Consider the following 20,529-nt stretch of genomic DNA (forward strand, 5'->3'; position numbering starts at 1 on the left):
AAGAGTTACGAGGAGGAGCAGCATGGCAAAACGAATTGACCATACAGGCATTATGGTAAGGGATATCAACGCGTCCATCACATTTTATGAAGAGGTTCTCGGCATGAAATTGAAGGATCGCATCACACATACGAACGGCGTAATCGAGCTTGCTTTTCTTGGCTTTGAAGACGGTCCGGAAACAGAAATCGAACTGATTCAAGGCTACAGCAGTGAGCTTCCCGTCGAAGGAAAAGTGCACCACATTGCCCTGCTGACGGATGACATCGCGGCTGAATATACAAAAGCGGAAAGAATGAACGCGAAATTTATCGACGAAGAGATCACAACTCTTCCAAACGGGTACCGTTACTTCTATATTGAAGGTCCTGATGGCGAGTGGATTGAGTTCTTTCAGCGTTAAAAAAAAAGAACGTACATTTTGTACGTTCTTTTTTTATCTATACCAACTGATATACGTTGACTCATCGCAAATCATGGCTTCCCAGCCCATACGCTGAACCAAGTCATTGATGTTTTCATCTTTCGCTAAAAAAACATTAATGAATGAGTCATATACACTCATAAACACAAAGTCCATTTTCTTATCAGTCAAAATGAGCTCTGCGGCGGCTTCATCAAGTATCGTCTGCAAGTTAGCCTCAGCTGTATCCAAAAAGCCGCTGTTTTCCACAATTGGTTCTGAGTAATAAAACCGCTTGGATCCGTTCGAACCAAGCACTTTTACCAAACCAGGGATATGAAAATTTGAAATATGGTCCTCACTAGGACAAAAGAGACCTTCTTTTATGTTTGCATGTAAAAGTTTAGCCAAATCTTGTCTCGCGCACTCATCCCTTAAGGCGCCTATCGATGTCATTAAAGCAAGCGCCAGCTCAGCATGTGTTTGAAAGCCGCAAGAGGACATAACCTTCTTCCATGAAACAGCTTTGCCTTTTTCCCTTATTTCCTCATCATTTGGATAGATATGCTCATAATCATTTTTTCTCTTTGCTTTTTCCCATCCTTCAGGCATTTGAATAAAAGGAGAAAATAAAATAGCAGCTGATGTATATTCGACTGGTATTTGTTTTAAGATTGGTAATTCGTCTTCTAACCATATGTAATCTAGCATGCGCACCCCCTTTACATATTCTAACATTTACTTATAGTTGTTAGAAGACCATCAGCCCTTTTACGTTACATCACGAAACATTCTCACCCCCGGATTCAACCGCACTCTCTTCCTTCCATTTTTGATGATCCCATATTCTGAAAAACGGATAGTAGATGGCGCAGGTGATCAGCAGATTCACCAGCTGCATAACAGCACCCGATACCTTTCCGCCTGTTGCCAGGTAGCCTGATATGAGCGGCGGCATCGTCCATGGCACGGCGATTCCGGCCGGCCTTGCCACCAGTCCGGTGCTCATGCCGATATAAGTTGCGGTAATCGTGAGGAGTGGTGCGATGATAAAAGGAACAATGAGGAGCGGGTTCATGACAATTGGCATACCGAAAATGATCGGCTCGTTGATATTAAATAGCGCAGGGCCAATCCCTAGTCGGCCAAGCTGCTTCATTTGTTTGCTCCGGGAGCGCACAAGCATCGTCAGGACAAGCGCCAGCGTCGCTCCGCTCCCGCCGACATTGATCCAAATTTGAAAGAACTGAGTCGTAAAAATACTCGGCAGCGCCTCGCCAGCCTGAAACGCGAGACGGTTGGCATCCATCGCGCCGTACCAAATCGGCGCCATGATTCCGCCAATGATTGAAGCCCCGTGAATCCCGCACGACCAAAGCAGCATCTGCACAAATTCCGCGATCAGGCTTCCGCCCAGACTGCCGCCAAGAATGGAAAGCGGTGTGCCAAGCAGGTCTCCTACGACATTGTGCAGGCTCTGAAAAGGCGTCATTTCAATCAGAAGACGCGCCAGCCACACTAGAAAAACAATGATAAAGCCGGGAATCAGCGCGACAAATGATTTGCTTACCGCCGGCGGCACGCCGTCTGGCATTTTGAAGACGATATTTTTTTGAATAATGTACCGATAAATTTCAGTTGAAAACAAAGCGATCAGCATGGCGACAAATAAACCCTTGCTGCCAAGCAGTGTGATCGGGATTCCGCCCCCGACCATGATGGATTCCGTTGAGCCATCCGGCGTAAACGGCACTTCAAACGGCGTTGCCAACAGAAATGCGGCAATTGATATCGCACCGGCTGATAGGGCATCGACACCATAGCTTTCTGCCAGCCGATAGGCGATTCCAAACGCGGCAATCATCGCCATAATATCAAACGAAGCATTAACCGGATATCCAAGCTTATCCGCCCACTCTTTCCCAAACACACTCATCATGAAATCAGCATAACCGGGAATCGGCAGGCTCGTTAAAATCAAAAAGACAGACCCGATAATAATCAGCGGCATGGTCAGGATAATTCCGTCACGCAAAGCGCTGAGATGCCGTTGCCCGGCAATTTTCCCAGCGACAGGCATTATTTTTTCTTCCATCACCCGAGTGAATGCGCTCATCTGAAAAGCCCCCTTTTCTCATTGCTTTGTGAACAACCTTCGCAATGTTTTCTTTATCTTATTTTGAAAACGCTTACAAATTCATTTGGAAAATTTCCTCTTCCTGTGGAAAAAATCTGCATTCTGCTAAATAATCTGTCCATGAAAATATTTTTTCCTCCTTACTATCAAACTCTCTTTTTTCTCCGATATATATATCAAACATCATAGAAAAAAGGAGATGAACCATGAAAAACATGTCTTGCAAACTCATTGTATCAGCCACTCTGTTTTTCAGTTTTCTCGCCATAGGCCCTCTCGCTCATGCGCAAAACAGCAGCGAGAAAGAGGTTATTGTGGTTTATAAAAACAAAGCCGGCAAGGAAACCGTTCTGGACAGCGATGCTGAGGTTGAACAACAGTATAAGCATCTGCCGGCGGTAGCGGTCACAGCAGATCAGGAGACAGTGAAAGAATTAAAACAGGATCCTGATATTTTGTATGTCGAAAACAATGTCTCCTTCACCGCAGCAGGCAGCACGGATTTCAAAGTGCTGTCAGACGGCACTGACACCTCTGACAACTTCGAGCAGTGGAACCTTGAGCCCATTCAGGTGAAACAGGCTTGGAAGGCAGGACTGACAGGTAAAGATGTCAAAATTGCAGTCATTGACAGCGGGATCTCCCCCCACGATGACCTGTCGATTGCCGGCGGGTTTTCAGCTGTCAGTTACACCTCTTCTTACAAAGATGATAACGGCCACGGAACACATGTCGCAGGGATTATCGGAGCCAAGCATAACGGCTACGGAATTGACGGCATCGCACCGGAAGCACAAATATACGCGGTTAAAGCGCTTGATCAGAACGGCTCGGGGGATCTTCAAGGTCTTCTCCAAGGAATTGACTGGTCGATCGCAAACGGGATGGACATCGTCAATATGAGCCTTGGCACGACGTCAGACAGCCAAATCCTTCATGACGCCATGGACAAAGCTTATGAACAAGGCGTTCTGCTTGTTGCCGCCAGCGGGAACGATGGGAACGGCAAGCCAGTGAACTATCCGGCGGCATACAGCAGCGTCGTTGCGGTTTCAGCAACAAACGAAAAGAATCAGCTTGCCTCCTTCTCAACAACTGGAGATGAAGTTGAATTTTCAGCGCCGGGAACAAACATCACGAGCACTTACTTAAACCAATTTTATGCGACAGGAAGCGGAACATCCCAAGCGACACCGCACGCCGCTGCCATGTTTGCTTTGTTAAAACAGCGTGATCCTGCCGAGACAAACGTGCAGCTTCGTGCAGATATGCAGAAAAATATCGTTGATCTTGGAACAACAGGCCGCGATCAGCAATTTGGCTACGGCTTCATCCAGTATAAAGCGAAGGCAACAGATTCAGCGTACGCGGCGGCAGAGCAAGCGGTAAAAAAAGCGGAAAAGACAAAAACACAAACCGATATCAACAAAGCGAGAGAACTCGTCAGCCAGCTGCCGAATTCTGACGCCAAAACAGCCCTGCAAAAAAGACTGGATAAAATACAGTCAAACAGAAATGTAAAAGATGCGAAAGACAAAGTCGTAAAGGCAGAAAAGTATAAAACACAGCAAACCGTCGATACAGCCCAAGCTGCCATCAACAAGCTGCCGAACGGAACAGACAAAAAGAACCTGCAAAAACGCTTAGACCAAGTAAAACGCTATATTGCATCAAAGCAAGCGAAAGAGAAAGTGGCGAAAGCGGAAAAAAGCAAAAAGAAAACAGATGTTGACAGCGCCCAATCAGCAGTCAGCAAGCTGCCGGCAGGTGCAGAAAAAACGTCCCTGCAGAAGCGCCTTACCAAAGTGAAAAGCACCAATTTGAAAACGGCGCAGCAATCAGTCGCAGCAGCAGAAAAGAAATCAACTAATGCAAATGCGACAAAAGCACAATCGGCAGTCAATCAGCTTCAATCAGGCAAAGACAAAACGTCCTTGCAAAAACGGTTAGACAAAGTGAAGAAAAAAGCAGCGGCAGCCGAAGCAAAAAAAGTCGAAACTGCCAAAGCCAAAGTGAAGAAAGCGGAAAAAGACAAAACAAAACAATCAAAGGCATCCGCTCAGTCTGCAGTGAATCAATTACAAGCATCCAATGAAAAAACAAAGCTGCAAAAACGGCTGAATGCCGTCAAACCGAAAAAGTAACCAAAAAGCCTGTAAAACTTGTATTCTAAGTCTTACAGGCTTTTTTACATCCCTAAAAACACCACGCACAACCTTTTTCCCATTCACCGCACAGGCTTTTCATACTATTGCTATCCAGCCATGAACAGCATAAAATGAACGTTATTACAGTTATCACCACATATGGCGGGATTGTGACTGGTCAGGCAGGCAAAACCCAATGATGCAAAGGGAGTATTAGTGTCCAAAAAAATCAGGACATTTTAACTCTTCTTTTCGTGTTGGGCTTATAACGGCGCCATGGACAATCCCTATTTTCATGCTCCGTCACCGACGCGGGCATTTTTTGTTGTCCCTGCACGTTTTGTCATTATCAGCCGGTATTTCTCACTTTTTCATTTTGATTGTCAACTTTTCATTTGATACGATGAACAAGCCGACTTTTCTTCAGCAAAGGAGGTTTTGATTGCTTGCAAAAAGAGATTGCAAAAGAATTATTGCTCCTCGCAGGAGGAAAAAGCAATATTATCAGCATCAGTCATTGTACGACCCGTCTTCGTTTTGAGGTAAAAGACGAGACGAAAATCGATATACATGCCATAGAAAATCTGCAAGGTGTACAGGGCACCTTTTTCCGATATGGGCTATTCCAGATTATCTTCGGAGCAGGCATCGTCAACAAAATATATAAAGAAGTCGTTCACGTGTGGGAGGCCGCGCCTTCTGAAGAGTCTGTTCAACAGAAAAAGGCCAGCCGGAAGCTGAACCCTGTCGCAGCATTTGCAAAAACACTGTCCGATATTTTTGTGCCGATTATCCCGGCAATAACAGCAAGCGGCCTGCTCATGGGGCTGATCGGAATGATTAAGGTGTTTCACTGGTTCGCAGCTGACAGCCCGTGGATCAAAGTGCTCGACCTCGTGTCCAGTACAGCCTTTATTTTGCTGCCGATTTTGGTCGGCTTCAGTGCCGCACGGCAATTTGGCAGCAACCCATATTTAGGGGCAGTGATAGCAGGGCTCCTGACGCATCCTGATCTGCTGGACCCGTCTATGCTCGGCAGTAAAACCCCCGCTTCCTTAGACATCTGGGGGCTGCATATACCAATGATGGGCTATCAGGGCTCCATTATCCCGATTCTTCTCTCCGTTTATGTCATGAGCCAAATCGAGAAGCTGTTAAAATCGATTGTGCCGAAGTCGCTCGATGTCGTCATCATTCCTTTTATTACGGTTATGATGACAGGGTGCCTCGCGCTGATTGTGATGAATCCCGCCGCGTCTATCATCGGCCAGATCATGACACAGTCGATTGTCTATATTTACGATCACGCCGGCATTGCCGCCGGAGCCCTGTTCGGCGGCATCTACTCCACCATCGTTCTATCTGGCTTGCATCATAGCTTTTATGCGATAGAGGCAACGCTGCTTGCTGATCCGCATGTAGGAGTGAACTTTTTAGTGCCGATATGGTCGATGGCGAATGTGGCCCAAGGCGGAGCGGGGCTTGCGGTTTTCTTCAAAACGAAACAATCAAGCCTGAAGAAAATTGCGCTCCCTGCCTCCCTGACCGCGTTTTTAGGCATTGTGGAGCCGATTGTATTCGGAGTAAATGTCAAACTGATCCGCCCCTTTATCGGAGCTGCCATCGGCGGCGCTATTGGCGGAGCATACATGGTTGCGGTACATGTCGTGTCGAATTCCTACGGACTGACAGGCATTCCGATGATTTCAATCGTGCTGCCGTTCGGCGCAGCTAATTTTGTTCATTATATGATCGGTTTTTTGATCGCGGCCGTCTCTGCTTTTATAGCTACATTGTTTCTCGGGTTTAAAGAAGAGACAGAATAACTGGATTTATTCGTTTTCATTCATAAAACGGGGGATGAAAGGACAAAAAAAGCTATGAAAATTAAAAGAATCTTAAATCATAATGCTATCGTCGTAAAGGATCAAAATGAAGAGAAGATTCTCTTAGGTGCAGGAATTGCGTTCGATAAAAAGAAGAATGATATTGTCGATCCGTCAAAAATAGAAAAAACCTTTGTCAGAAAAGATACACCTGACTATAAGCAGTTCGAAGAGATTTTAGAAACATTGCCGGAAGACCATATTCAGATTTCCGAGCAAATTATCTCCCATGCCGAAAAAGAGCTGAACATCAAAATCAACGAGCGCATTCACGTCGCTTTTTCAGACCATCTTTCCTTTGCGATCGAACGCCTGAGCAATGGAATGGTCATCAAAAATCCGCTGCTGAATGAGATCAAAGTTCTTTATCCGAAGGAATTCCAGATCGGCTTGTGGGCCAGAACGCTAATTAAAGATAAACTTGGGATTCACATTCCTGATGATGAAATCGGCAATATTGCCATGCATATCCACACAGCAAGAAACAATGCCGGTGATATGACACAGACGCTTGATATTACAACAATGATCCGTGATATTATCGAGATTATTGAAATTCAGCTGTCAATCAATATTGTTGAAGATACCATTTCTTATGAACGGCTTGTGACCCATCTCCGCTTTGCCATTCAGCATATCAAAGCGGGTGAATCCATTTACGAGCTGGATGCAGAAATGATCGACATTATTAAAGAGAAGTTTAAGGATGCCTTCCTGTGTGCCCTAAGCATCGGCACATTTGTGAAGAAGGAATACGGCTTTGAGTTTCCTGAGAAAGAATTGTGCTATATCGCCATGCATATTCAGCGGTTTTACCAACGGTCAGTCGCACGCTGAGGCAAACAAAAAAACGCTTTTGAGCTGATCAAAAGCGTTTTTTATATCCGATTTATTGGTTGATCGCCGGATTGCTGATTGTATTCCACTTCGTATACGACATGTAATGGAAATACTGATCGCGATACGGGTGTTTCGTATTGGAATTCCAAGGCTTTTCTCCGCCGCAGAAGTGGACAATGGCCGGGTTTTCTCTCGTTTCTCTATAAAGTTTCTGACCTAACAGCGTCGCAGGCGTTTTTTGTTTTAATATGATATAGGTTTGAGCGTTCCAGCGCGGATGAAGTTCATACCACTGATCATACAAGATCGCATTCAGTGCATCTTGATCGTGCAGCACAAGAAAGTCTTCAGACGGGTTTTCATTGATAAAGTTGATGACTTTTTCTGTGATGTTTTGCTTTCTCCAAGGTTCAAAATCAATAATCATGATACCTGAGTTAAAATACTTCCCTGTATCACTGACATTCATTTCTTTCAGGCGTTCATGCTGCCCCGCATCCTCAACAGCAGCAACCGTATATGGCGCAATATCCAAGTCCCACAGTTTCGAAATATCCTCAAGGATAATCGCATCACAGTCGATATAAATCATTCGTTTGATGCTCTCATCCTTAATTAAGTCAGGAATCGAAATGCGGTAATACGCCGCTTTTGTAATATGGCTGCTCTCTACCGCATGTTCATACATATTGGTATCCACTTCTAAAAATTCAATCGGGACGCCGAATTTCAATGTGGTTTCTTCCAGTCTTCTTTTGTTATCAGGCTTAATTCCACCATCAATGACGTATAATTTTATCTCTCTCTCCCGATCCATATTTGTCAATAAAGAAACGAACATCCCACCTAAATGACGAGCATAATTATCATCTGCGCATGACACGATATGCATAATTTCATCTTTCTTCAATGGTATTCATCTCCCTTTGTGTTGTACAAGTTACATTCCCGATTTCAGAAAATTAAACACTATTCTTCAATATTTTTTTAGACAGAATGTGCTATACAACAAAAAAGGTGTCACTTTTTGAACATGCGATATAGCCAATAAAGGACAAAAAAGCTTGCGATCGTAATGGCTTCAGCCGAAGCGATATACCACGGCCACGGCCCGAGAACATCCAGGAGAGAAGAACCGCCCGGTTTTTTCGTCAAATACATGTAATTCGCGCCAATCCAGCGGTCAAGCAGATAAATGCAGACTCCGTACACATTGACAATCAGGACGGTCACCCATAATGAGCGCTGGCCCATTCTGTAAGTGCCGACCACCGCCATCAGCAGGCAGGATAAAAACACAGACCCATGCGAAATAAAAAAGAGGATATATCGCACATGCGGAAATGAAAACATACCGAGGTCAGGTGTCAAAAGAGCCTGAATCGAGCTGCCGATGCCGACAAAATATAAAAATACAAACAGCCTCCTGCTTTTGGTCACCAGCATGATGGCTGACAAATACACCGACAGGTCACTAAGCTGGAGAGGCAATGAAGTGCGCACCGACCACCTGCCCGTGGCAATCATCCATATTTGATAGCCGATTTGCGAACCAAGCAACAGAAATACAAACAAATAGCGCAGAAACCGGCTGACATTAGGCCGCTTGACCGCCTTGCGGAACAGAAACAACAGAATGGCCAAAAGAGCGATAATCGCTAACGTCACCACATGCTCTGCTGAAAAAAGGTGAAACGGATCATGTTTATAGACGGATTGAACATATTTTTGCAAGATTGCACCCCCGTTTGTGGTCTTTTCTTTATTTTGGGGTTCTTGCGGCGTTTTTTATTCAACCGATATATTGGCTTGAAGTTCAAACCAAACTCTGTTAAAATTCATTTCATAGCTAATGATTCTGAAAATTTAAGGCAGGCCTAAAAAATGGAACGTTCCTATCAACATCAGCAGCTTCGGAAAGAAGAACATGACACACTTTCTAAGCTTAAACAAATGCCCGTTGAGTCACTGAACCTGGAAGCCATATCGATTGCGACGAACCTGTATCGGTCTGCGCAAAAGCTCCGTGTCAAAATGGAGACTGAGGTTCTTTCTTCTTATAAACTTTCTTGGACCGCTTTCTCCATTCTTTATGATCTATGGGTATGGGGGAAGCTCGAAACGAGAAAAATTGCTGAACTGTCAGGCATTTCAACAGCTACAGCAAGCAACGTGATCAAAACGCTCGAAAAAAAGAGTTTTTGCCGTAAAAGCATCGACACAAGAGATCGACGACTCGTGTTTGTCTCCATCACCGATTCCGGCAAACAAGCGATCGAAGAACTCTACCCGGAGTTTCACAAAGGGGAAGCAGAGCTCATTGCGGGAATGACGAAGGACGAACAGAAAACACTGACAGAGCTGCTTAGAAAGGTAGCTGACAATCTTCATACCACATAAGCTTTGACGGGAATCCAGTAGCGGTTTGTCTCCCTGTTTCAGAGAGCCGGCGGAAGGTGCGAGCCGGCACACAGGCAAACGTGAATTACCTCCCCGAGCTTTCTTTGTGAACCTTAGTAGCAAAGAACGGAAAACCGTTATTCGAATGAGCGGAAGACGATGTCTTCAACCAGGGTGGTACCGCGTGCATTGAGCCACGTCCCTTATCGGGATGGGCTCTTTTTTGTGTTTCTAAAAAAGGAGGATGAACGATGAAAATATTTGATCAGCTTACAGCTGCACAGCAAAAAGAAGTCGAAAGACAGCTTCAGTTATACATGACAGGCGCCCATGAGGTCATACCGCCCGAGGAATTAAAGGCGAAGCTCGTTAAATCGATTTCCACAGGCACACCGCTTAAAATTAAGCTCGGATTAGATCCATCTGCACCAGATGTGCATTTGGGCCATACAGTTGTGTTAAACAAGCTTCGCCAATTTCAAGAAAACGGCCACATTGTTCAGCTGTTAATTGGGGATTTCACAGGAAAAATCGGGGATCCGACCGGAAAATCAGCAGCCAGAAAGCAGCTGACTGATGAAGAAGTTCAGCACAACGCCAAAACATACTTTCAGCAATTCGGAAAAGTGCTTGATCAAGAAAAAGTCGAGCTTCACTACAACTCGAAATGGCTGAAAACATTGAATCTGGAGGATGTCATTGAATTGGCAGGCAAAATAACGGTAGCCCGCCTGATGGAGCGCGACGACTTTGAAGAACGCATCGCCATGCAAAAACCGATCTCACTCCATGAATTCTTTTACCCGCTGATGCAGGGATACGATTCCGTTGTTCTCGAAAGCGATATTGAATTAGGCGGAACAGATCAGCATTTCAATGTGCTGATGGGACGGCATTTCCAAGAACGATACGACAAAGAAAAACAAGTTGTCATCCTTATGCCGCTCTTGGAAGGCTTGGACGGCGTTGAAAAAATGTCGAAGTCAAAACACAACTACATCGGCATTGACGAACATCCAAACGACATGTACGGAAAAACAATGTCACTGCCCGACAGCCTCATGAAAAAATACATTCATTTGGCAACGGACTTAGAGCTTGAAGAGAAAAAAACAGCTTGTGAAAGACTTAGAAACCGGCGCCGTTCATCCAAGGGATGCCAAAATGCTTTTAGCCAAAACGATTGTCCGAATGTATCACGGAGCAGAAGCCGCTGAAGCTGCCGAACACTCGTTTAAAACAGTCTTTCAGGAAAACAGCCTGCCTGAGGATATTCCGGCTGTGAAATGGGAAGGCGAGAAAGCGCCAGCGGTTGTCGATCTGCTCGTCACATTGAAGCTTCTCTCTTCGAAGAGCGAAGCGCGCCGCATGATTCAAAACGGCGGTGTCCGAATCAACGGAGAGAAAATAACAGATATCCATGCTGATGCAGAGGTAAAGGAAAATATGATCATCCAAGTCGGCAAACGCAAGTTTTTAAAACTTCAATAATCTAATATCCAGAAACGCTTATGACCCTTCATTCATAAGCGTTTTTTTGCAGGTATAAAGCACTGTCTTTTCAAAAACGCTCTCCATTTTGCAGGAAATACCTTTAGCATCCCGAAATAATCCTCATCCATACATTAGGGGAGGTTTATTTTCGATGAAAAAGCTTTTGACTGTAATAACGATGGCTGTTTTAACTGCCGGAACGGTTCTCTTGCCGGCACAGAGTGTCACCCCTGCCGCCCGCGCTGTTCAAATATCAGATAGCGAGCGAGAGCTCCCATTCAAAGGAAAGCGTGCGTATTCCACCATTTCTCAGCTCAGTGAAGCAATCGGCCCCAGAATAGCCGGAACTGCCGCTGAAAAAAAGAGTGCCTTATTGATCGCCTCAACCTTGAGAAAATTAAAGCTTGATGTGAAGGTTCAACGATTCGGTATCCCTGACCGGCTTGAGGGAACGCTGTCTTCAGAAGGACGCGACATTCTTCTCCGGGCGGCATCCGGCTCAGCCCCGACTGAGGAAAAAGGGCTGACGGCTCCGCTTTACAATGCCGGCTTAGGTTATCCAAAGGACTTCACCGCTGACGCCAAGGGCAAAATCGCCTTGATTGCCAGAGGAGATCTGACATTTTACGAGAAAGCCAAGAACGCCGAAGACGCCGGAGCGAAGGCTGTCATCATTTATAACAACAAAGAAAGCCTCGTGCCTGTGACGCCAAACCTGTCGGGAAATAAAGCCGGCATTCCTGTCGTTGGAATTAAGAAAGAAGACGGTGAAGCCCTTACCCAGCAAAAAGAAGCCACCTTAAAACTAAACGCATTCGCAAACCAAACCTCCCAGAACATCATTGGTATCAAAAAACCAAAGAACATCAAACATCCAGACATTGTGTACGTGACGGCCCATTACGACAGTGTTCCTTTTTCGCCCGGAGCAAATGACAACGGCTCAGGAACCTCTGTCATGCTGGAAATGGCGCGCGTTCTAAAAAGCATTCCTTCTGACAAAGAAATCCGCTTTATCGCTTTCGGCGCTGAAGAGCTCGGCCTGCTCGGCTCCTCTCATTATGTAGAACATCTATCGGAAAAAGAGCTGAAACGAAGTGAAGTGAACTTTAACTTAGACATGGTAGGCACAAGCTGGGAGAATGCGTCTGAGCTGTATGTCAACACATTGGACGGCCAATCTAACGCTGTTTGGGAATCCAGCCATACGGCCGCTGATAAAATTGGGTTTGACAGCCTGTCTCTGACACAGGGAGGATCATCTGATCATGTGCCGTTCCACGAAGCCGGCATTGATTCCGCCAACTTTATTTGGGGAGACCCGGAAACCGAAGAGGTTGAGCCTTGGTATCATACTCCTGAAGACTCGATCGAGCATATCAGCAAAGAACGCCTCCAGCAGGCGGGCGATCTTGTGACAGCCGCTGTCTATCAAGCTGTGAAAAAAGAGAAGAAACCGAAAACCAATAAGAAACAAATGAAGGCCAAAGCCTCTGACATTTATGAAGATATTAAATAAGAAAGACGGCACTTGATGCCGTCTTTTTAAGGTAATGAGCTATTTAGCTGTCTATAAGTAAAGCTTTCAGTTTATCTGCCGTATTTTCTTTCTCTAACGGCCGATAAATGGTCAGTTTCAAATCCGGTGAGTCATAAATTTGCAATGTCATATGCTCCATCACCATTGTGCCCGCTGCCGGGTGATGAAGCACTTTTTCTCCTGCGTGTGTGCCTAACACTTCGTGGTGGTTCCACCATTTTTTAAATTCTGGACTTACTTCAGTTAACTCATCGATCAGCTCTTTTATCCATGCTTCCCCGAGAAAGCGGCTGGCTGTCGATCGAAATTGTGCGATGAGTTTTTTGGCGTGGCTTTCCCAGTCGTCCAGCAGATTCCGGTACTCTTTCGACGTGAAACATCGCCATATGGCGTTCCCTTCCTTTCTGCCCATTTGGCCAAAATCGCCGAACACAGCACACGCCGCCGTGTTCCAAGCAATAACGTCCCACTTTTCGTCAGTCACATAAACAGGGCAATTGGTTAAATGATCAATAAAGTGCCGCACAGCCAGAGGAAGGCTCTTGTTTTCCTCATCCTGATCATCTAAAAGAACATGATGTCCTGCCAACAGAAAGACATGGCGTTTTTCCTCGTAATTCAATTTGAGCACTCTTGATATGCTTTCCAGTACCTGTGTCGATACCCGAATATCCCTTCCCTGCTCCAGCCATGTGTACCATGTGACACCGATACCGGCCAGCTGGGCCATTTCCTCTCTTCTTAAGCCTGTCGTTTTCCTTCTGGTGCCTAAAGGCAATCCGAATTCTTGCGGAGAAAGCTGCGCCCTTTTTAATTTTAAAAATTCACCAAGTTCTTTCCGTTTTTCTGCCATACCGTCCACATACACACTCTCCTCCTGCATAGAATTTCCTATTTGTATTCTACATAAAAAAGGAGAAGGTTTTTATATTATTTGTTTCGTTCTGCAAATACTTCCGCAGCCACAGGCAAAATGGTATTCAGCGCATTCGGGAATCCTGAGTAAATAATCATCTGCATCATCACTTCTATGAGTTCTTCTTGTGTCCATCCGACATTTAGGGCTCCGTTAATATAGAATTTTAACTGTTGCGTATTGCCCAATGCAGTCAATCCGGCAACTGTTGCTAATAATCTGGATTTCAGATCAAGGCCCGGTCTTGAAAAAATCTGTCCGTAATTAAACTCCACAGCAAGCACACCAAGGTCCGGAGCGATGGATTGTTTAAAACTGTCTACGATCGCTTCATAGTTCTCCTCATCAATTTGTTTTAGAATATCTAACCCTTTTTTATAATGTTCACTTGTTTGCACCAGCTTCTATCTCCCTTCTGATATCGCTTTGTTTAGCAGCTCGATTTATGGTAACCCTTGAACTGAAGGCAATACCAATCATGATCATCCCTAGAATACAAACGCCGTTCCAATGAAACAGCATCCAGACTGCACCGCCTGCATACGACCCCAAGGCGCCGCCTAAAAACGTGCTGACCATAAAGATGCCATTCAATCTGCTTCTCATATCAGCGGACAACTGGAAAATCTCCGCCTGACATGCCACCTGGTTCGCCTGAATGCCCATAGTGATGAATAAAGCGCCCAGCACAATCACAAGCATTGAGGTCCGGCCCGCCATTAACAATACAAATGACAATAAGGTAAAAGACATACAAAGCTTGTTGGCAAAAGCCGCTCCTTTTTGATCAATAATCCGGCCGATCAGAGGAGTCGCAAAAGCCCCGCCAATCCCCACCAAACCGATTGTTCCGGCAGTCTGGCTGCCAAACGAGAATGGCGGTTCACTCACCATAAACACTAACGTCGTCCAAAATAAACTGAAGGCGCCGAACATGAAGCCTTGGTTTACACATGCTTTTCTTAATGCTTTCTCCTTGATCAAAAGCGGAAATAATGAAGAAATGAGTTTTCCATAACCAACGGCATGTGTCCCTTTGCTTTTCGGAAAGCAGAAGCGAATGATCAGCATAATGATGACGGCTGCTGCACAGGCAAGCCAATACATCACACGCCAGCCATATTGGGCATCTATCGCCCCGCTGACCACTCTCGCACCTAATATTCCGCAAACCAAGCCGATAGCTACGTTTCCGAGTACTTTTCCTCTATTCTTGTCATTTGCTAAACCTGCCGCAAACGGCACAAGGATTTGAGGAATAATCGTGAAGAACCCCAGCAATAAATTTGTGATGACCAGCCATGAAAAGCTTACAGCTAACGCTGAAGCGGCTGAGCAAACCCCCACTAAGAACAGCAGGCCCACAATGAAGCGGCGGCGTTCAAATAGATCTCCCAATGGAACAAGCAGCAGATTCCCCGCTGCATAGCCGATCTGCGCCAATGTAGCAATCATCCCAGCTTGTGCCGCTGTCACATGAAACGTGCCTGCCATGCTGACAAGCAATGTTTGATTGAAATAGACATTAGCGACAGTAAACCCGCTAGTCACCGCCATCAGAAAGATCAAACCTCTCGATAATGAAATGGAATGTTTCATGTTTGCCTCCTTTCTTCATGCATGATAAAGCAGGTGCAATCATAGAAACAGAAGTGAGTTTATACTGGTATAGAAAGTACTAGCAAAGCAAAAAAGCGAAACCTTGTCAGGCTTCGCTTTTGTAAAATATAACGTTCATCAATCCACTTCTTTCTTAATCCCAAGCATTTTCTCATCTAAATAATGGGCGATCTCCGCGGCTTCCTTTAGCTCATCTGTTAATTGCTTAGGAACGTCATTGTTTAATTTATAGTAAATTTTATGTTCAAGGCTCGCCCAGAAATCCATCGCGATCGTCCTGATTTGAATTTCTGCTTTGACGTATTCCACACGGTTCGTTAAATTCACAGGCATCTCAATGATTAAATGCAGGCTTCGGTAGCCGTTCGGTTTTGGCGTCTGAATATAATCCTTCACCTTTACGATTCTCAAATCTTCATGCTGCTTTAAGACGTTAACGACATTATAAATATCAGAAATAAAGGAACAAATGATGCGCACACCGGCAATGTCGTTGATGTGCTCCTTCATTTCCTTTGTCGTAATCTCACAGCCCTTTCTCATTAATTTATTCACGATGCTTTCAAAGCTTTTGACACGGGATTTCGTATGTTCAATCGGGTTGTGTCCGTGAATGAGGTTATATTCCTGGCTGATAATCGAGAACTTTGTATCCAGCGCATCGAGCGCAAATTTATAAACTAATAATTCATTTTTCCAATCTTCCATTACCGTTTTTAAATCGTCCATATGTGTTACAGATAAATCCATTTTCGTCATCTCCTTTAACGGATCTTTATCCGCTGCCCATGTACTAGACGTGCCTGCCTGGTGCAAGGTTCTATGAATTTTTTTACAAAATACTGTCGAATGTAACAAAAAAAGACCGCACGAAACGGGCGGTCTTTCGGTTTTATCGGAAGTAGCTGATCAATAATCCGATCGATAGCAGGAATCCGAAAAATGTATTCGTTTGGGCTGTTGATTTCATTGCGACAATCATATTCATCGGCAATTCTTTTTGGACGAAGCCCTTCACTGCCTGAACCGGCTTAGGCACGCTCAAAAAGACGACAAACAGCCACGGGCTTGCGGCACCGGTAATGACCAAGCCGACAACCCAAATATAAGCGACAGCAAACGACGCAGCTAAGAGAGTGACAGCTCCCTTATGCCCCATCAAAATCGCCAATGTTTTGCGTCCGCCTTTTTTGTCCTCTTCAATATCGCGGATGTTGTTCGACAGGTTAATCGCGCCGACAAGAATCGCAATCGGGATCGAAATCAAAATGCTTTGCATATTGATTTTATCTGTCTGAATGAAAAACGAAATCAGCACAAACACTGAACCCATGCAAATGCCTGAGAATAGCTCACCGAACGGCGTGTATGCAATCGGCAGCGGACCTCCTGTATACAGGTAGCCAATCGCCATGCCGACAAGGCCGATCACAGCGAGCCACCAGCTGCTGCTTGCGCAAATATAGACACCAAGCAGAATGGCAATCCCGTATGATGCGAGGGCTAATTGCAAAATCGTCTTAGGCTTCATTCCGTGGCGTACAATCGCACCTCCGATTCCGACAGATTCTGCTGTATCTAGCCCGCGTTTAAAATCGTAGTATTCATTAAATAAGTTCGTCGCAATTTGGATCCATAAGCAAGAAAACAGCATAGCCAGAAACAGCAGCAGATCAACCTTCACATAAAACATCGCCAAAACCGTTCCGAGCAGCACAGGCACAAACGATGCGGTTAACGTATGAGGACGGGTTAACTGCCAAAGGATCTGCCCCATGCTTTCTTTTTCCGGCGCTGTCTGACCCTCACCCTTATTTGTTTGGTTCATCTTCCTCTTCCTTTCTATTAAAAGGCTTACTTTTTTTCAGCCGGCAGCTTGAAAAACTCCTTTTGCTTCCTTATCTATCATAATGACTTCTCCTTCATTTCACAAGATACCGCAAGAAGGCGTTTTCTTTCTTATTATACGCTTTCCGCCCCGATTTCATTAGGTTTCTGCTTTCACCCGAACGAATAGGTACAGAAAAATTTTTTTAAGTACATTATGCTTTTTAAAAGTTAAAAAGATCTTTTGACTCCATGTAGGTTTTCCTTTATTATAAATCAGCTCGAGACTTTCCATTCTTGCCCTTGCAGGTATAAAGTTTCATTTTCAAAAGCAGACGCCGATATATTATTTTGAGGGAGATTAGGGAAAAAATGAAACTTTTTGAGCATCTAATCGTCAAATACTCATGTGATTGTCGAAAAAACGGGAAGGGAATTTTTGATATGCTGCAATTGATGAAACAGCTGTATGAAAAGCCCGCTGTCAAGTGGACATGTCATACAGGATTTTATTTGATGATACTGCTTGTTTTGTTTTTTATGTATGGTTTTCACACCGCGAATACCGGTTCATATATTTATAACGATTTCTAATTGGAGAGAGAATAACTATGAAACTTTTACATGCTATTCAAACACATGCGGAATCTTATCCGCAAACCGATGCCTTCCGCTCTCAAGGCCAGTCGCTCACGTATCAGGAATTATGGGAGCAGTCTGACCGAGCGGCTGCCGCGATTCAAAAACGCATTTCCGGGGAAAAGAAATCTCCTATCCTTGTGTACGGCCATATGGAGCCCTGCATGATCGTTTCCTTCTTAGGAAGCGTCAAAGCGGGACATCCTTATATTCCGGTTGATCTGTCCATTCCGTCCGAGCGGATTGCGAAAATTATCGAAAGCTCTGGAGCAGAATTGCTGATCCATGCAGCCGGACTTTCAATTGATACAGACAGCCAGCAGATTCAGACGGTTTCAGCAGAAGAACTGCTGGAAAACGAAGGCAGCTCTGTCAGCCAAGATCAATGGGTCAAGGAACACGAGACGTTTTATATTATTTACACTTCCGGAAGCACGGGAAATCCAAAAGGCGTGCAGATTTCCGCGGCGAATCTTCAAAGCTTCACAGACTGGATTTGTGCAGACTTTCCAGTCAACGGAGGAAAAACATTTTTAAACCAAGCGCCGTTTTCATTTGATTTATCTGTCATGGATCTTTACCCATGCCTTCAATCAGGCGGGACTTTACACTGCGTGACAAAGGATGCTGTGAATAAGCCGAAAATCTTATTCGAAGAGCTGAAGAAGTCCGGGCTGAATGTGTGGACATCAACGCCTTCCTTTGTGCAGATGTGCCTGATGGACCCAGGTTTTTCACAAGACCTGCTGCCTGATGCAGACACATTTATGTTTTGCGGAGAGGTTCTACCGGTTTCTGTGGCAAATGCGCTGCTTGAGCGTTTTCCGAAAGCAAAAATCTTTAATACGTATGGTCCGACTGAAGCGACAGTGGCTGTCACATCCGTTGAAATTACAAGTGACGTCATCAGCCGCAACGAATCGCTTCCAGTCGGCTTCGCCAAGCCAGATATGAACATTTTCATTATGGATGAACAGGGACAGCCGCTTCCTGATGGAGAAAAAGGAGAAATCGTCATTGCAGGGCCGAGCGTAAGCCGAGGCTACCTTGGTGAGCCAGAGCTGACGGAAAAAGCGTTTTTCTCTTATGAAGGACAGTGGGCATACCGGACTGGCGATGCTGGCTATATCCAAGATGGTCAGATTTTCTGCCAGGGACGTTTGGATTTCCAAATTAAACTTCACGGCTACCGAATGGAGCTTGAGGAAATTGAGTTCCATGTCAGACAGTCTCAGTACGTTCGTTCTGCTGTTGTGATTCCGTATCAGCCAAACGGAACAGTCGAGTACCTGATCGCTGCTGTTGTGCCTGAGGAGCATGAGTTCCAGAAGGAGTTCCAGCTGACAAGCGCCATTAAAAAAGAGCTTGCCGCTTCCCTTCCGGCATATATGATCCCGAGAAAATTCATCTATCAGGATCACATTCAAATGACGGCCAACGGCAAAATTGACCGGAAGCGCATCGGCGAAGAGGTTCTTGTATGACGCCTTACAGCTCGTTTTTATTCTTTATACTGCTTGGCATTCTTCTTCTGCCGACGATCATTCTCGGCCTGAACGGAAAAAGATTTCAAGCATACAACATGTTCATATCTATCATTATATTGGCTTTAATTTTTTCGCACGACTTACATGGGGTCATCGCACTGTGTCTGTTTACGATATGGCAGGTGCTCTTGATCAGCGGCTATCTGGCGTACCGGCAGAAAGCGAACAGCGGCTTTGTCTTTTGCGGAGCTGTTATCGCGGCGATTCTGCCTTTATTCTTGTCAAAAATATGGCCGTTTCTTTCACACCCGCAGCCGCATCACCCGCCACATAACCTGATCAGCTTTTTAGGGATTTCGTATTTAACCTTTAAAGGCGTTCAGCTGATTATGGAAGCAAGAGACGGTCTGCTGAAGGAACAGCTGCCGCTGCACCGCCTACTGTATTTCATCCTGTTTTTCCCGACGATTTCCTCCGGTCCGATCGACAGATACCGCCGGTTCGTCAAGGATGAACAGAAGGCTTGGACGAAAGAAGAATACGCCGACCTATTGTATACAGGGATTCATAAGATCTTTATCGGTTTCCTGTACAAGTTTATTATCGGCTATGCAATCAATACGTACTTCATCATGAATCTTCCCGCGATCACGCACAATAAGATTCTTGGGAACCTGCTGTACATGTACGGCTACAGCATGTATTTATTCTTTGATTTCGCCGGCTACACGATGTTTGCCGTCGGGGTCAGCTATATCATGGGCATTAAATCACCGGAAAACTTTAATAAACCGTTTATCAGTAAAAATATTAAAGATTTCTGGAATCGCTGGCATATGTCTCTGTCATTTTGGTTTAGAGATTATGTGTTTATGAGATTCGTATTTTGGATGACAAAGAAAAAGTGGATCAAAAACCGTATGGCTGTCTCAAACATCGGGTATTTCCTGCTGTTTATGCTGATGGGGGTTTGGCACGGGCTTGCGCCGCAATATATCATCTACGGCCTCTATCACGCCTTGCTGATGACGTGTTACAACTTTTTCGAGAAGTGGAATAAGAAATATAAATGGCTGCCGTCCAACCGCTGGACAACCGTTCTCGCTATTGTGATCACGTTCCACTTCGTTTGCTTCGGGTTTTATATTTTCTCAGGAAAATTATTTCATCACCACCATTAAAGGAGATTAGAA

At 45.0% G+C, this 20,529-nt stretch carries 19 protein-coding genes, 1 pseudogene and 1 other annotated feature; of the genes and pseudogenes, 10 read left to right on the plus strand and 10 right to left on the minus strand.

Translation table 11 applies throughout. The features are described from left to right. Positions 1 to 22 precede the first annotated feature (22 nt). Positions 23 to 403 carry a glyoxalase GlxA gene (gene glxA / locus M1M80_RS20005; RefSeq protein ID WP_003236077.1) on the plus strand — a complete coding sequence of 127 codons (381 nt, stop codon included), beginning with the start codon at positions 23 to 25 and terminating at the stop codon, positions 401 to 403. Between the two features lie 33 nt (positions 404 to 436). Here the strand turns inward: glxA and M1M80_RS20010 are convergent, their stop codons facing one another. Next, positions 437 to 1,114, minus strand: coding sequence for a DUF2711 family protein (locus M1M80_RS20010; protein WP_060399784.1), 678 nt, complete (start codon positions 1,112 to 1,114; stop codon positions 437 to 439). A gap of 70 nt (positions 1,115 to 1,184) precedes the next feature. Then, entirely contained in the window at positions 1,185 to 2,519 is a 1,335-nt protein-coding gene (gene celB / locus M1M80_RS20015; protein ID WP_060399785.1) for a PTS cellobiose transporter subunit IIC, read from the minus strand. 227 nt (positions 2,520 to 2,746) lie between these two features. Between celB and M1M80_RS20020 the strand changes: the two genes are divergently transcribed. From M1M80_RS20020 to sacY, 3 genes are all read left to right on the plus strand, one after another. Further along, positions 2,747 to 4,684 (plus strand): S8 family peptidase, encoded by a 1,938-nt coding sequence (locus tag M1M80_RS20020; RefSeq protein ID WP_060399786.1) that lies wholly within the window; start codon positions 2,747 to 2,749, stop codon positions 4,682 to 4,684. A 449-nt stretch (positions 4,685 to 5,133) separates the two neighbouring features. Continuing rightward, on the plus strand, positions 5,134 to 6,513 hold the full coding sequence (sacX, locus tag M1M80_RS20025; protein WP_060399787.1) for a SacY negative regulator SacX: 1,380 nt from the start codon (positions 5,134 to 5,136) through the stop codon (positions 6,511 to 6,513). A gap of 54 nt (positions 6,514 to 6,567) precedes the next feature. Further along, positions 6,568 to 7,410: a transcription antiterminator SacY gene (sacY, locus tag M1M80_RS20030; RefSeq protein WP_019259836.1), complete on the plus strand. Its 843-nt coding sequence runs from the start codon at positions 6,568 to 6,570 to the stop codon at positions 7,408 to 7,410. A 52-nt stretch (positions 7,411 to 7,462) separates the two neighbouring features. Here the strand turns inward: sacY and M1M80_RS20035 are convergent, their stop codons facing one another. Continuing rightward, entirely contained in the window at positions 7,463 to 8,323 is an 861-nt protein-coding gene (locus M1M80_RS20035; protein ID WP_003236089.1) for a glycosyltransferase family 8 protein, read from the minus strand. 110 nt (positions 8,324 to 8,433) lie between these two features. After that, entirely contained in the window at positions 8,434 to 9,147 is a 714-nt protein-coding gene (locus M1M80_RS20040; RefSeq protein WP_003236090.1) for a YwaF family protein, read from the minus strand. 150 nt (positions 9,148 to 9,297) lie between these two features. Between M1M80_RS20040 and ywaE the strand changes: the two genes are divergently transcribed. The 3 genes and pseudogenes from ywaE (at position 9,298) to M1M80_RS20055 (ending at position 12,826) form a co-directional block, all read left to right on the plus strand. Continuing rightward, complete coding sequence (ywaE, locus tag M1M80_RS20045; protein WP_003236091.1) at positions 9,298 to 9,813, plus strand: tyrZ transcriptional regulator YwaE; 516 nt, start codon at positions 9,298 to 9,300, stop codon at positions 9,811 to 9,813. Then, positions 9,808 to 10,020, plus strand: a binding site (T-box leader). It overlaps the preceding gene by 6 nt. Before the next feature lie 44 nt (positions 10,021 to 10,064). Next, positions 10,065 to 11,304, plus strand: a pseudogene (gene tyrS / locus M1M80_RS20050) (tyrosine--tRNA ligase). A gap of 154 nt (positions 11,305 to 11,458) precedes the next feature. After that, the gene (locus M1M80_RS20055; protein ID WP_060399788.1) at positions 11,459 to 12,826 is read left to right on the plus strand and encodes a M28 family metallopeptidase; all 1,368 of its coding nucleotides are present in this window, start codon (positions 11,459 to 11,461) and stop codon (positions 12,824 to 12,826) included. Positions 12,827 to 12,869: 43 nt separating this feature from the next. On the opposite strand, the gene M1M80_RS20060 is transcribed toward M1M80_RS20055, so the two are convergent. The 6 genes from M1M80_RS20060 to M1M80_RS20085 form a co-directional block, all read right to left on the minus strand. Then, complete coding sequence (locus tag M1M80_RS20060; RefSeq protein WP_080429129.1) at positions 12,870 to 13,709, minus strand: helix-turn-helix transcriptional regulator; 840 nt, start codon at positions 13,707 to 13,709, stop codon at positions 12,870 to 12,872. Positions 13,710 to 13,777: 68 nt separating this feature from the next. Beyond that, positions 13,778 to 14,161, minus strand: coding sequence for a carboxymuconolactone decarboxylase family protein (locus M1M80_RS20065; protein ID WP_019259841.1), 384 nt, complete (start codon positions 14,159 to 14,161; stop codon positions 13,778 to 13,780). Then, a complete protein-coding gene (locus M1M80_RS20070; RefSeq protein WP_060399790.1) occupies positions 14,148 to 15,362 on the minus strand; it encodes an MFS transporter in 1,215 nt (404 codons plus the stop codon). Before M1M80_RS20070 ends, M1M80_RS20065 begins: the two co-directional genes overlap by 14 nt. Before the next feature lie 138 nt (positions 15,363 to 15,500). Then, complete coding sequence (ywaC, locus tag M1M80_RS20075) at positions 15,501 to 16,133, minus strand: GTP pyrophosphokinase YwaC (RefSeq protein WP_003222250.1); 633 nt, start codon at positions 16,131 to 16,133, stop codon at positions 15,501 to 15,503. 142 nt (positions 16,134 to 16,275) lie between these two features. Continuing rightward, entirely contained in the window at positions 16,276 to 17,211 is a 936-nt protein-coding gene (locus M1M80_RS20080; protein WP_060399791.1) for a 1,4-dihydroxy-2-naphthoate polyprenyltransferase, read from the minus strand. Positions 17,212 to 17,370: 159 nt separating this feature from the next. After that, a complete protein-coding gene (locus M1M80_RS20085) occupies positions 17,371 to 17,505 on the minus strand; it encodes a hypothetical protein (protein ID WP_060399792.1) in 135 nt (44 codons plus the stop codon). 149 nt (positions 17,506 to 17,654) lie between these two features. Between M1M80_RS20085 and M1M80_RS20090 the strand changes: the two genes are divergently transcribed. From M1M80_RS20090 to dltB, 3 genes are read left to right on the plus strand one after another with little or no spacing between them, the layout of a single operon-like run. Further along, on the plus strand, positions 17,655 to 17,804 hold the full coding sequence (locus tag M1M80_RS20090) for a teichoic acid D-Ala incorporation-associated protein DltX (RefSeq protein WP_003227330.1): 150 nt from the start codon (positions 17,655 to 17,657) through the stop codon (positions 17,802 to 17,804). 17 nt (positions 17,805 to 17,821) lie between these two features. Beyond that, positions 17,822 to 19,333: a D-alanine--poly(phosphoribitol) ligase subunit DltA gene (dltA, locus tag M1M80_RS20095; protein WP_060399793.1), complete on the plus strand. Its 1,512-nt coding sequence runs from the start codon at positions 17,822 to 17,824 to the stop codon at positions 19,331 to 19,333. After that, positions 19,330 to 20,517: a D-alanyl-lipoteichoic acid biosynthesis protein DltB gene (gene dltB / locus M1M80_RS20100; protein WP_060399794.1), complete on the plus strand. Its 1,188-nt coding sequence runs from the start codon at positions 19,330 to 19,332 to the stop codon at positions 20,515 to 20,517. Before dltA ends, dltB begins: the two co-directional genes overlap by 4 nt. Positions 20,518 to 20,529 lie beyond the last annotated feature (12 nt).

The organism is Bacillus inaquosorum, from assembly GCF_023238325.1.
GTDB classification, from domain to species: Bacteria; Bacillota; Bacilli; order Bacillales; family Bacillaceae; genus Bacillus; species Bacillus inaquosorum.